At 56.2% G+C, this 12,153-nt stretch carries 12 protein-coding genes and 2 riboswitches; of the genes, 10 read left to right on the top strand and 2 right to left on the bottom strand.

What is annotated here, in order from left to right:
• Window positions 1-15 precede the first annotated feature (15 nt).
• From BLQ99_RS07640 to BLQ99_RS07615, 6 genes are all read left to right on the top strand, one after another.
• Window positions 16-927 (top strand): malate dehydrogenase, encoded by a 912-nt coding sequence (locus tag BLQ99_RS07640; RefSeq protein ID WP_093689710.1) that lies wholly within the window; start codon window positions 16-18, stop codon window positions 925-927.
• A 72-nt stretch (window positions 928-999) separates the two neighbouring features.
• Window positions 1,000-1,080: riboswitch (ZMP/ZTP riboswitch) on the top strand.
• 142 nt (window positions 1,081-1,222) lie between these two features.
• Entirely contained in the window at window positions 1,223-3,457 is a 2,235-nt protein-coding gene (gene pflB / locus BLQ99_RS07635) for a formate C-acetyltransferase (RefSeq protein WP_093689708.1), read from the top strand.
• Window positions 3,444-4,202: a pyruvate formate-lyase-activating protein gene (pflA, locus tag BLQ99_RS07630; protein WP_093689706.1), complete on the top strand. Its 759-nt coding sequence runs from the start codon at window positions 3,444-3,446 to the stop codon at window positions 4,200-4,202. Before pflB ends, pflA begins: the two co-directional genes overlap by 14 nt.
• 31 nt (window positions 4,203-4,233) lie before the next feature.
• Complete coding sequence (locus tag BLQ99_RS07625; RefSeq protein WP_093689704.1) at window positions 4,234-4,419, top strand: hypothetical protein; 186 nt, start codon at window positions 4,234-4,236, stop codon at window positions 4,417-4,419.
• A gap of 209 nt (window positions 4,420-4,628) precedes the next feature.
• A complete protein-coding gene (gene ychF / locus BLQ99_RS07620; protein ID WP_093689702.1) occupies window positions 4,629-5,735 on the top strand; it encodes a redox-regulated ATPase YchF in 1,107 nt (368 codons plus the stop codon).
• Window positions 5,736-6,148: 413 nt separating this feature from the next.
• Window positions 6,149-6,236: riboswitch (cyclic di-GMP riboswitch) on the top strand.
• 157 nt (window positions 6,237-6,393) lie between these two features.
• The gene (locus BLQ99_RS07615; RefSeq protein ID WP_171904626.1) at window positions 6,394-7,281 is read left to right on the top strand and encodes an HD-GYP domain-containing protein; all 888 of its coding nucleotides are present in this window, start codon (window positions 6,394-6,396) and stop codon (window positions 7,279-7,281) included.
• Window positions 7,282-7,403: 122 nt separating this feature from the next.
• Here the strand turns inward: BLQ99_RS07615 and BLQ99_RS07610 are convergent, their stop codons facing one another.
• Window positions 7,404-8,879 carry a sodium:solute symporter family protein gene (locus tag BLQ99_RS07610; RefSeq protein WP_093689698.1) on the bottom strand — a complete coding sequence of 492 codons (1,476 nt, stop codon included), beginning with the start codon at window positions 8,877-8,879 and terminating at the stop codon, window positions 7,404-7,406.
• 30 nt (window positions 8,880-8,909) lie between these two features.
• Window positions 8,910-9,110, bottom strand: a complete 201-nt coding sequence (locus BLQ99_RS07605; protein ID WP_093689696.1) for a DUF3311 domain-containing protein — start codon at window positions 9,108-9,110, stop codon at window positions 8,910-8,912.
• Window positions 9,111-9,672: 562 nt separating this feature from the next.
• On the opposite strand from BLQ99_RS07605, the gene rpsF reads away from it, so the two are divergent.
• The 4 genes from rpsF (at window position 9,673) to BLQ99_RS07585 (ending at window position 12,124) form a co-directional block, all read left to right on the top strand.
• The gene (rpsF, locus tag BLQ99_RS07600; protein WP_093689694.1) at window positions 9,673-9,957 is read left to right on the top strand and encodes a 30S ribosomal protein S6; all 285 of its coding nucleotides are present in this window, start codon (window positions 9,673-9,675) and stop codon (window positions 9,955-9,957) included.
• A gap of 16 nt (window positions 9,958-9,973) precedes the next feature.
• Complete coding sequence (locus BLQ99_RS07595; RefSeq protein WP_093689692.1) at window positions 9,974-10,375, top strand: single-stranded DNA-binding protein; 402 nt, start codon at window positions 9,974-9,976, stop codon at window positions 10,373-10,375.
• Between the two features lie 17 nt (window positions 10,376-10,392).
• On the top strand, window positions 10,393-10,623 hold the full coding sequence (gene rpsR, locus BLQ99_RS07590) for a 30S ribosomal protein S18 (protein ID WP_007289993.1): 231 nt from the start codon (window positions 10,393-10,395) through the stop codon (window positions 10,621-10,623).
• A gap of 136 nt (window positions 10,624-10,759) precedes the next feature.
• Window positions 10,760-12,124, top strand: coding sequence for a DNA recombination protein RmuC (locus BLQ99_RS07585; RefSeq protein WP_093689690.1), 1,365 nt, complete (start codon window positions 10,760-10,762; stop codon window positions 12,122-12,124).
• Window positions 12,125-12,153 lie beyond the last annotated feature (29 nt).

The raw sequence follows: 12,153 nt of genomic DNA, 5'->3' as shown, positions 1-12,153 counted from the left end.
AAAGGGGTGGACTTCATGAAGATAGCGATTGTCGGCAGTGGTAAAGTGGGTGCGGCAATTGGCTATACGGCCATGCTGAAAGGGCTGGCGCACGAAATCGTGATGGTGGACGCCGCCCGGGACAAAGCCCGCGGCGAAGCCCTCGACATGCTCCAGTGCCTGTCCTTTGCGCCCCCGGCGCGGATTCGCCATGGGGAGATGGCGGACACGGCCGGCGCGGACATTGTCGTCATTACCGCCGGCATTCCCCGTAAAGCCGATGAGCCGCGGGTGCTGCTCCTGTCCCGCAACGCCGCCCTCATTGCCGATCTGGTGCGCCAAGCCGTGCACTACAGCCCTAACTGTATTATTTTCATGGTAACCAATCCGCTTGATGTTATGACCCAATTGGCCTATCAGGTATCCGGCCTGCCGGTTGGCCGCGTTATCGGCATGGGCACTGTTTTGGATACCGCCCGCTACCGCTCCTACCTGGCGGCTGCGTTCGACGCCGACGCCCGGGACGTTGACGCTTATGTGGTGGGCGAACATGGCGAGACGATGGTCTGCCTCACATCCCAGGTTTCGGTGCGCGGCGTGGCCCTTACCGCTCTACCGGCTTACGACCAGGCCAAACTGGCCGCCATTATCGAAGATGTTGTGCGAGCCTCCAGTGAGGTTATTGCCCTTAAGGGCGGCACCGTTTTTGCCCCGGCTACGGCGGCCTGCGCCGTTCTCGAGGCCATCGTCCGCGACAGCCGGGCAGTGCTGCCGGTCTGCACCTATAATGAGCAGCACGGGGTGGCGTTAAGCCTGCCGACCGTTGTCGGTCGCCACGGCGCCGGTCCGGTTTTGCCGCTTAAACTGTCGGCGGCGGAACAGGAGCAGCTTGCTGCGTCGGTGGCAAATATCAAGAAATATGTTAAAGAAATGGAAAACCTGCTGTAAAACATTACGAAAATTCTTGCGTGTTGACGGTGGATGCGGGCCGGTTTATAATTGAAACATAACAACCTGATAGACAGGATACAGGACTGGCGGATTAGTGGAAGCAACCACGTGGACTGTATCTGGTGAAAGCCGACCGCCTGGGCAAAAATTAGCCCAGGCGGTATTTATTTTTTGGGGTTAAGTGGTACTGGGAAAGTGAAGCCGAGCGGGACTATGAAAACCGATATTTATCGTTTTAAAGCTATTGATTTTCAGGGTAGACACGAGTTTTTGGCAGGAGGAGAAGAGAGTTATGGTTATGAATGCATGGCAGGGGTTTCGCCCCGGACGGTGGACAGAGACAATCGATGTCCGCGACTTTATTCAGCACAACTATACTCCCTATACAGGGGACGGTGCCTTTCTTACTGGCCCTACGGCGCGGACGGCCAAGCTGTGGGACAAATGCTGCCGCCTACTGGCCGCTGAGCGCGCCGCCGGCGGCGTGCTCGCCGTCGATACCGAAAAGGTTTCCACTATCACGGCGCATGCGCCGGGATATATCGACCGCGACCTTGAGAAAATCGTTGGTCTGCAGACCGATGCGCCGCTTAAGCGCGGCGTCATTGTCAGCGGTGGCATCCGCATGGCCGAGCAGGCCTGCGAGGCCTATGGCTACCGCCTTAATCCGGCCATATCGGCTATTTATCACGAGCACCGCGTAACCCACAATACCGCCGTTTTTCGCGCTTATACCGAAGAAATGAAACAGGCGAGAAGGGTAGGCATTATCACGGGTCTGCCTGACGCCTATGGACGGGGCCGCATCATCGGCGACTACCGTCGGGTAGCCCTGTACGGCACGGACCGCCTGATCGCGGCCAAACAGGCCGACCTTGGCCGACTGGCGGCAATGCCGATGACGGAAGAAGTTATCCGGCTCCGCGAGGAGGTCGCCATGCAAATCGCCGCCTTAGAGGATATGGCCAAAATGGCCGCCGCCTACGGTTTTGACATTACCCGCCCGGCGGCCGACGCCGGCGAAGCGGTGCAGTGGCTGTATTTCGGCTACCTGGCCGCCATTAAGGAGCAAAACGGCGCCGCCATGTCCCTGGGACGCGTGTCGACGTTTCTTGACATTTACCTGGAACGGGACCTGGCTGCCGGCCGCATCAGCGAAGAGGAGGCGCAGGAGCTGATTGACCAGTTGGTGATTAAACTGCGGCTAGCCCGGCAGCTGCGCACTCCTGAATATAACGAGCTGTTTGCCGGCGACCCGCTGTGGGTAACGGAGGCCATCGGCGGCATGGGCCTGGATGGCCGGACGCTGGTCACCCGCACTTCTTTCCGCATCCTGCAAACACTGTATAATCTGGGACCGGCGCCTGAGCCCAACCTGACGGTGCTGTGGTCAACACAGCTGCCCGACGGCTTTAAGCGGTTTTGTACCCAGGTATCGCTGGACACGAGCGCCATTCAGTATGAAAACGACGACGTGATGCGCCCGGTCTATGGCGACGATTATGCCATCGCCTGTTGCGTCTCGGCCATGAAAGTGGGTAAGCAGATGCAGTTCTTCGGCGCCCGGGCTAATCTGGCCAAGGCGCTGCTTTACGCCATCAACGGCGGCCGCGATGAAGTAACCGGCGAACAGGTGGGACCGGCCTTGCCGCTGCCGCAGGGCGAATATCTCGATTACGACGAGGTGCGGCAAAACTTTTCCCGCGTCCTCGCCTGGCTGGCCGGTCTGTATGTCAATACCATGAACCTTATCCACTATATGCACGACAAATACGCCTACGAGAGCGCGCAGATGGCGCTCCATGATACGGAAGTCGGGCGGCTGATGGCCTTCGGCGCGGCCGGCTTGTCGGTGGTGGCCGACGGCTTGAGCGCCATCCGCTACGGCAAAGTAAAAGCGCTGCGCGACGAGCGGGGTCTGGCTGTGGACTTCGTCGCTGACGGCGACTTCCCCTATTTCGGCAATGACGACGACCGGGTAGACGCCATCGCCGCCGAGGTGTGCGCCGAATTTAGCGCCAGACTGAAGGAACATGCCGCCTATCGGGGGGCTCAGCATACTCTGTCCATACTCACCATTACCTCTAATGTGGTTTACGGCCAAAAAACGGGAACCACGCCCGACGGCCGCAAAGCCGGCGAGCCCTTTGCTCCTGGCGCCAACCCCATGCATGGGCGCGACCGCCGCGGAGCGCTGGCCGCCCTCCGGTCGATTACCAAACTGTCATACGACGACTGCCAGGACGGTATTTCGTACACTTTCTCCGTCTTGCCACCCGCTTTAGGCAAAACGGCGGCGGCACGGCGGGACAACCTGGTGGGCATCCTCGACGCCTATGCCGCGCAGGGAGGACATCATATTAATGTCAATGTCTTGGACCGCCGTGTCCTGGAGGATGCCATAGCTCATCCTGAACATTATCCCCATCTCACCATCCGCGTCTCGGGGTATGCCGTTCACTTTACGAAACTGTCGCCCCGGCAGCAACGCGAAGTGCTGGAGCGCACCTTCTATGAAAGGCTGTAAGGAGAGATTTATGCCGCTCGGCCTTTGCCACTCCTGTGAACCCTGCGGTACCGTCGACGGACAGGGCATTCGCTATGTCCTGTTTCTCGCCGGCTGCGCCTTGCGCTGTAAATTCTGTCACAACCCCGACACGTGGCAGCCGACCGGCCGGCCGGTCACCCTTGACGCGGTGCTGTCCGACCTGGCCCGGTATGAGGCGTTTTACCGGTTTTCCGGCGGCGGGGTGACGGTGAGCGGCGGCGAGCCGCTGCTACAGGCCGAGTTTGTGGCCGCTCTGTTTCGCGCCTGCCGCCGGCAGGGCATTCATACCACTTTGGACACGGCCGGCTTTGCTTCACCGGAAAAAATGGCGATGGTGCTTCCCTATACTGACGCCGTGCTGTTTAGCATTAAAGCGGCGCTTGCCGACAAGCATGTCTGGCTTACCGGGAGATCGCCCGGACCGATTGGCGAAAACCTGCGGACGGCAGTCGGTTGCGCACCGGTGACGGTGCGGTATGTCGTCATTCCCGGTTTAACCGACACGGCGGCGGATTTTGCGGCGTTGGCCGATCTGCTGCATGGCCTGCCGCGGCCCGTTTCCGTGGAACTATTACCCTACCACACTCTTGGCCGGGCCAAATGGGAAGGCCTTGGCCGCCGCTATCCCCTGGCCGGCGTACCCGCTGCCCGGCGCGAACAGATGCTGGCCGCGCGGGCAGCCCTGACGGCGCAAGGAATCAGGGTAATCGAGGCAGAATATTAGCATGATAACTTATTAACCGTCGGAGGTATTCATGCTTGCCCAATTATTCCTCGGTTTGTCCACCTTTATCACCGGGATCGTCCTCGTGGCCATCGGCACCGATTTTGGCCGCATCATTAACGTCACCGTCGGCGTCATTGCCGGGTCGGTGTTTATCCTCCTCGGCATGGCCCGGCTGAAATACGTCTGGGTCAACTGGCGGGACAGGGAGAGATAGAAGCCTTGCCAATAGCGGCTGGATGGTCTAAAATATATAGGTTAACGCTAGCATGAAAAGTGGAGGGGAACCGGAGGACGCGGAGAGGGATAATTTTGGCTTTAGCGCGATGAATATCGCGCCTCTGCGTTCTCAGTGGTTAAAAATTTTTTCATGCTTTGTGGCGCCATTTATTGGCATGATTATCTTTGCAGTAAGGTGGAGTTTACATGAGCACCAATTTGGAAGTAGGTATCGTCGGGCTGCCTAATGTCGGCAAGAGCACCTTGTTCAACGCTATTACCAAGGCAGGGGCGGAAGCGGCCAACTACCCCTTCTGCACCATCGAACCCAACGTGGGCGTGGTGGAAGTGCCGGACGAGCGGCTGGGGAAGCTGGCGGCGATGTATAAGCCGCGCAAGACGACGCCCACGGCCATGCGATTTGTCGACATCGCCGGGCTGGTGAAGGGCGCATCCCAGGGTGAGGGGCTGGGCAACAAGTTTCTGTCCCATATCCGCCAGGTCGATGCCGTGGCCCAGGTGGTACGCTGCTTTGCCGATGCTAACATTACCCATGTCGAAGGGGCGCTCAACCCCTTGCGCGATATCGAGATTATCAACACCGAACTGTGTCTTGCCGACCTGGAGACGGTGGAAAAAAGATTTGAACGCACTCAAAAAATGGCCAAAGCCGGCGATAAAAAAGCCCAGAGCGAGTTTGCCGTCCTTGAGCGCCTGCGCGCAGGGCTGGGTGAGGGGCAGCCGGCGCGGCGACTGGGCTTAAGCGAAGAAGAGCAGGCCCTGGTGCGCGATCTCAATCTGCTTACTCTTAAACCGGTGCTATTTGTCGCCAATGTGAGCGAAGACGATGTAGCCGATCCGGACGCCAACCCGTATGTGCAGGTGGTGAAACAGTATGCCGCCGGGGAAGGGGCGGAAGTGATCGCCGTCTCGGCCAAACTCGAGGCGGAAATTGCCGAGCTGTCCGACGAGGAAGCCAAGCAGTTTCTCGCCGAGCTGGGCCTCGTTGAATCGGGACTGGACAAGCTCATCAAGGCCGGTTATAAGCTTTTGGGTCTGATTACCTTTTTCACCGCCGGCGAGCAGGAAGTGCGGGCTTGGACCATCCGGCAGGGTACCAAGGCGCCGCAGGCGGCCGGCAAAATTCATAGCGACATTGAGCGCGGCTTTATCCGGGCCGAAGTCGTGTCCTATCCTGACCTCGTTGCCGCCGGCAGCTACGGCGCGGCCCGGGAAAAGGGCCTTATCCGCCTGGAAGGCAAAGACTACGTGATGCAAGACGGCGACGTGGTCTATTTCCGGTTCAACGTGTAAGCATGAAGAAGCGCAACACCGCCATTTCCCGGGTAATATTCCTTAACTGAATTGCCAATCTTAAACAGGGGAAAGACAAAGACTTCCTGGTGCAGAATTAAATCTGCGAACAGGAAGTCTTTGTCATAAGGTGCCGGTCAGGAAACAATGCCCCGGTTACGCCAGCGGGGGATATTGATCGGTTAAGAGAGTTGGAGCGGTGGATCGGCGCTGCGGTTGCTAACCCCCAAGCGGCGGCCGGACCGGTCTGTGGCGCCAACTGGGACTAAATTCTCCCAAATATGACTTATTTCTCCAAAAATAGGACTAAATTCCTCAAAATAGGACTTATTTCCCTAAAAGAGACTTGTCAAGACCCAACGACTATAGTATGATAAAAATTAAAGAAAGGTGGAATCGACATATTTTGATATGCAAAATTTGGGCAAACCCGGTGAAAGCCGGGGACGCAAAGCCATGGGTCTAAGGACATTAGGTGTCTATGATCGCCAGGTTGCCAATTAGCATTAGGGCTAATTGTTGTATATATGCAATGATGATGCGACTATAAGCTGGTTGGCAGGCGGAAAGCCTGCTTTTTTGCTGTTTTTCCGTAGGCAACCTGGTATCTATGTTTCTCTGTTGGTTGGCGTACAAGTTTTGCGGGGAGGGAAACGTAATGACAGGGGCAGGCGGAAACGGCAGCTTAGAGACGGTAATCAGCATTGCCGACCGCGATATTTATGATGCGGACGGCGTATTACTGGTGGCCAAAGGCAAAAAAATAACGCCGCAGATCTATCAGCGGCTGCTAGAGCGTAAAGTAGTGCTTAAGCGACAGGGGGGCGAGTTTACGTCCCCCCCCCCCCCCCGCAGAACGCAAGATGGGGAGCAAGTGGTTGCTGCAGTAGCTAAGCTAACCGCAGCCATCCCTGGGTTGGACCAGGAACTGATCGCGGCGGCGGCGGCGCGGGTAGGCGAGCTTATCGAAAATGGCCGCCAAAGCTTTTGGAGTATTCACTTGAAAACGCTGGTCGGGTATGCAGGCTGGGTTTATTCCCATTCTTTGAATGTGGCGCTGCTGGCGGTCATGATTGGCGAAAAACTGGGGCTGGCCAGGCAGGCCGGGCAGGCGGTCTGCCTTGGCGCGCTGCTACACGACGTCGGCATGGTACTGGTGCCGCCCGAGGCCATCAACCGTGCTGATCCACTGCGACCGGAGGAGGTGCTAATGGTAAAGCAACACCCCCGCGTCGGCTGCGACATGCTCCGGCCGCTGGCACTGGAAGACGCGGTTTTGACCGTCGTTGGCCAGCATCATGAGCGCTGCGACGGCAGCGGTTATCCGGCCGGGATAAGGGGCGGCGAAATCAGTTTGCTGGCAAGCATCGTCGCAGTCGCCGATACATTTGACCTTTATACGTCGGGGCGGGAATCCCGAACCGGGCTGGAGCCGCATCAGGCGCTTGAAGCAATAAAAAGCGAGCAGCACCTGTTTTGGCCGGAGGTAGTGGCGGGGCTGGAAGCAGTCCTACGGCCTGCCTGGCAAAATGCGTCGGGCGGGTAAATAAGCCGCTTGACAACCGAACCTTAAAAATTAAGGAAGGCGAGTTGGGTGGACATAAAAAGAAGGCTTTGGTTTACTGACGGCTGCGCCGTCTTAACCAAAGCCTTCTTAAATTATTGGTATTATGCTTTCGCCGTCTGCGGTGATTGGTCTTTGTCAGCTACCGGCGTGTAAGTAAGCAAGCTGACGCTGACAAATACAATCATGTTAACCACCAGGGCCACGAACCCGGCATTAAGATTCAAGCCGGCAATGGCGAAGGGATCCATTTTGTTGAGAATTAAAGCGAACACAATAACTTCGCCGACAATAAGGCCGGTATATGCTCCTATCTTGGTAGCCTTCTTCCAGAACATTCCCAGGACAATCATGGGGAAGAACTGGGTTACGCCGGAGTAGCCGGTAAGCAGGAGATTGACAAGCATATTAGGTTTGTAGATAGCCAGGTACAAAGCTATGGCCGTAAGGATAAGGACGACTACCCGGGCTAATTGGCCCATTTTTTCCGGGCTGGTGTCTTTGCCAATTGTTTTACCGTAAATATTACGGGTAAACAGCATGGACGTAGATAGCAGCAGGTCGGCCGCCGGGATCATGCAGGCCAGGGCGCCGGCGCCGCCAACGAGGCCTAACGCCCACCCGGGGAATACTTTTTGGACAATGGTCATAAAGGCCATATCCGGCGTTTTCAGCGGCGGCGTAATGACCAGCAGGGCGGTAAAGCCAATCAGCATGGGGAAAATCAGGCAGTACTGATAGAGCGGCAGGTATACGGCGTTGTGCCGCAAGACATCGGGGTTCTTGGCGCTGAAGCTGTTGGCCGAAAAATGGGGCCACATATAAAAGCCCAAGCTGGTCACCACGAGGGTGGACATTACCCAGCTGACATCGAGGTTTTTGGTCCCGCCCGGCAAGGCGAGAAAACCCGGTTTGGCCGCGTCAAGCGCCTCAAACATGCCGCCGACGCTGCCGAAGTAATGGATAGGCAGATACAGCCCAAAAAAGACGACAGCAACCATCATGACAACGTCTTTGATAATGGCTGTCGCGGCTACGCCCCGCAGGCCGCTGACATAGACAAAGGTCGCCACCATGGTAAAGGCAATGAGCATTGCCGGCACGCGGGTAATCTGGCCATAGGAACAAGTTTCAATGATGAGTCCCAACCCGGTAAGCTGCAGCTGCAGATAAGGCAAGAGAAACGCGACGCCGATGCAGGCGGTCAGAATGCCCAGGGGTCTGCTCTTATATAGATGTTCCACCAAATCCGGCTGGGTCATCAGGCCGTATTTGCGGCCCAGCGGCGAAATGGCGGGCAATAGGTAGTAGCCTACCAGATAAGCCAGGGCGCCATAACCGAGGATGTAAAATGTGGGGCCGCCGCGGGCATAGGCCCAGCCGCTGGCGCCAAGAAAGGCAAATGCGGTGTATATTTCACCCGCCATAATGAACCAGTTGAGCCACCGGCCGAAGTTGCGGCCGCCAACCGCCCATTGTTCCAGGTTCATTTTTTGTTTCATCCCAGGAATCATGCCGACAATTGTTGCGACAATAACAAAAGTGAAGATGACAACAAGCGCAAGTACTTCGTTTGACATACAACACCAACCTTTCGCCGGTTATTTAGATTAAACATCCGCGTCGTCTTTGTTTTTATCGAGGCGATAAAGGGCGCTTATGCACAAAAAAGCGACGATAATTCCGGCAATCAGCCAGAAGGCCAAAAACGGCAACCCTAATACAAAAGGCTTTACTCTGTTAACGAACGGAATCATACCAATAGTCCAGATAAACGGAATCAATGTTAAAATCACTTTTACCGGATTCATGCCTAAATCTCCTTTCCTATTTTATTGGTAACAGCCGCAGCGATGCGTTTTGTCCACCTAACCGGCTTGAGGCCGCACCGGATTTATGGCTGACCTGTTCCAATTTCCGGATCACCCCTGATATTATTCAGATATCTAAATATATTGCCTTGTATATTTTTTATTCCAAATAGTACTAAAATCCTGCCGCTGCTTGTTAATTTTGAACAAATTACATCTAAGAATTAGACTAAAAAATACAACTGTTAAACTAAAGTCCCTGCTTAATAGGCACAGATTTACTACAGGAAAACTTTCGCCGCTGCCGCTTAGGCAGTCATCCTCCCGTTTATGGCGCCGGCAAATCCGGTCCTGCTAAAAAGAGCGGGCGCTTTTTAAAACTGCTATGATATGAGCACGCGCGGATAAATAAAAGGGCACCACAGAACGCCCTTGATTACGCTGCAGGATAATGGTATAATATATCAGTCTAGGACATGGCCTAGACGCAGGTTTCAATTTTAGATTGCAAACCTTCCCTGCCCCTACGGGGGCCACTAGTCCATAGGAGGAGGTGATTTTCGTGAGAAAATACGAAGTCATGTTCATTGTGAAGCCGCTCGACGAAGAAGCGACCGCTGCGGTAATTGCCAAGTTTGAGAACCTCATTAAAAACAACGGCGGCAACATTGAGAAAATCGACCGTTGGGGCAAGCGGCGCCTGGCCTACCCGGTGAAAGACTTCACCGAGGGCTTCTACTGCGTCATTTATTTCGACGCCGAGCCCAAAGCCGTGTTCGAGCTTGAGCGCGTAATGAAGATTACGGACGAGATTTTGCGTCATATGGTTATTAAAGAAGACGAATAGGCCAGGAGGATTTGCCATGAATAAGGTTATCTTAGTCGGTCGTCTCGCCCAGGACCCGGAAGTTCGCTATACGCAAACAGGCAAAGCGGTAGCGTCGTTTAACCTCGCCGTTAACCGCTATGTTAGCCAGGGACAACAGCAGACCGATTTTATTCCCATTGTCGCGTGGGAACGACTGGCCGAAACTTGTGGAAATAACCTTACCAAAGGACAGCGGATTTTGGTAGAAGGGCGCTTGCAAATCCGCTCCTATGAAACTCCTGACGGCCAAAAACGGCGGGTTGCCGAGGTCGTCGCCCTGAGCATCGAGTTTCTGGAGCGCAAGCAAACGGCTGCTGCCGGCGGTGGCAGCGGTTCCTTCGACGTGTCGTCCATTGGCAGCGACGTCTTCCCTCCTGAAGAGGAAATACCATTTTAAAGGGAGGTAAAGGTTAGGTGAAACGCGAACGAGGCAGAAAACCGAAGAAAAAGGTTTGCAGTTTCTGCGTTGACAAGATAGAACGTGTTGACTACAAAGATGTGCCCAGACTGCGCCGGTTTATCACCGAGCGGGGCAAAATCCTGCCGCGCCGCATCTCGGGCAACTGCGCCAGACATCAACGTCAACTCACACTTGCCATTAAACGCGCGCGTAATATGGCCCTCCTGCCGTTTACGGCGGAATAAGACCAAAGAGCCGGGAATTTTTCTCCGGCTCTTTTGTTTTTACCGGTCCAAGCTGCGCTACCTAGCTGCGGCCGGCAGGGATTTTCTTGATTTACGGGAAATATCAGATAACATGCCTATTTGCCGGAGGTGCACAATGTCTGACTTAGCCATAATCAGCCTGATACTTAATATTGCCGTCCTTGCCCTGCTCCTCCTGCTGCTTCTTCGCAGTGGTCGGACCGCCGAACTGGCCCCCTTTGAAAAAGCTCTCGACCGGCTGGAGCGCATCCTGCGGGCCGAAGCGGCGCAAAACCGGAGTGAAGCAGCCGAAACCGCCCGTATGCTGCGGGAAGAATTGGTCGGAACGGTCGGACGGTTTCAGGAGGCTGTCCTGCGCCGTCTCCATGAAAACACCGGTACCCAGATGGCCCAACTGGAGGCTTTTGCCAATATCTTGCAGAATTTCACCCGGACCAGCGACCAGAAAGCCGACCGGCTACGGGAGGAAGTCCAGGCCATGCGGGAGAGCAATGAGCAGCGGCTGGATAAGCTGCGCGAGGTCGTGGACGGCCAGCTCAAAGCGCTGCGCGATGACAATAGCCGCCGGCTTGAGGAAATGCGCCGCACGGTGGACGAAAAGCTACACGCCACGCTGGAAAAGCGCCTGGGCGAGAGCTTTCGCCTGGTTAGCGAGCGCTTGGAACAGGTGCACAAGGGGCTGGGCGAGATGCAGGCTCTCGCCACTGGCGTAGGCGACTTAAAGCGGGTGCTGACCAATGTTAAAGCCCGTGGCATCTGGGGAGAATACCAACTGGCCGGGCTGCTCGAGCAAATCCTTACTCCTGACCAGTACGCCCAAAACGTGGCCACCAAGCCAGGGTCGTCGGAACGGGTGGAGTTTGCCGTCAAACTGCCGGGGCGCGATGGGGAGGCGGCGCCGGTGTGGCTGCCCATTGACGCCAAGTTTCCGCAGGAAGACTACCAGCGCCTGCTGGATGCCCAGGATAAGGCCGATGCCAAGCTGGCGGAAGAGGCGGCGAGAGCCCTGGAGAACCGCCTTCGGGCCGAGGCGCGCGATATTGCCGCCAAATATATCAGCGTCCCCCATACTACCGAGTTCGCCATTCTCTTTCTCCCCATTGAAGGTTTGTACGCCGAAGTATTGCGCCGGCCCGGGCTGTGCGACAGTCTGATCCGGGATTACCGCGTCATCGTCACCGGGCCGACGACGCTCGCCGCCCTGCTCAGCAGCCTGCAGATGGGCTTTCGGACGCTGGCCATCGAAAAGCGTAGCGCCGAAGTATGGCAGCTGCTCGGCGCCGTTAAGACCGAATTTAGCAAGTTTGGTGATCTTTTGGACAAAACGAGCCGCAAACTGCAGGAAGCGTCCGCCTCGATCGAAACAGCGGCCCGCAAGTCGCGCACTATTGAGCGGAAACTGAAAAAAGTCGAAGAGCTTCCCGCCGAAGAAGCCGTCCGGCTCCTTGACAGCGCCGCGGCGGAAGAAGAATGTGGGTAAAGCCGGTAGCCGGCAGGAAGAAAGGCACT

The sequence above is a fragment of the Sporolituus thermophilus DSM 23256 genome, assembly GCF_900102435.1.
Taxonomy (GTDB): Bacteria; Bacillota; Negativicutes; order Sporomusales; family Thermosinaceae; genus Thermosinus; species Thermosinus thermophilus.
This window is presented reverse-complemented; position numbering and strand designations above follow the sequence as displayed.

Coding starts and splice junctions, on each gene's coding strand:
- BLQ99_RS07640 (WP_093689710.1), top strand. CDS start 16: ATGAAGATAGCGATTGTCGGCAGTGGTAAAGTGGGTGCGGCAATTGGC.
- pflB (WP_093689708.1), top strand. CDS start 1,223: ATGGTTATGAATGCATGGCAGGGGTTTCGCCCCGGACGGTGGACAGAG.
- pflA (WP_093689706.1), top strand. CDS start 3,444: ATGAAAGGCTGTAAGGAGAGATTTATGCCGCTCGGCCTTTGCCACTCC.
- BLQ99_RS07625 (WP_093689704.1), top strand. CDS start 4,234: ATGCTTGCCCAATTATTCCTCGGTTTGTCCACCTTTATCACCGGGATC.
- ychF (WP_093689702.1), top strand. CDS start 4,629: ATGAGCACCAATTTGGAAGTAGGTATCGTCGGGCTGCCTAATGTCGGC.
- BLQ99_RS07615 (WP_171904626.1), top strand. CDS start 6,394: ATGACAGGGGCAGGCGGAAACGGCAGCTTAGAGACGGTAATCAGCATT.
- BLQ99_RS07610 (WP_093689698.1), bottom strand. CDS start 8,879: ATGTCAAACGAAGTACTTGCGCTTGTTGTCATCTTCACTTTTGTTATT.
- BLQ99_RS07605 (WP_093689696.1), bottom strand. CDS start 9,110: ATGAATCCGGTAAAAGTGATTTTAACATTGATTCCGTTTATCTGGACT.
- BLQ99_RS07595 (WP_093689692.1), top strand. CDS start 9,974: ATGAATAAGGTTATCTTAGTCGGTCGTCTCGCCCAGGACCCGGAAGTT.
- BLQ99_RS07585 (WP_093689690.1), top strand. CDS start 10,760: ATGTCTGACTTAGCCATAATCAGCCTGATACTTAATATTGCCGTCCTT.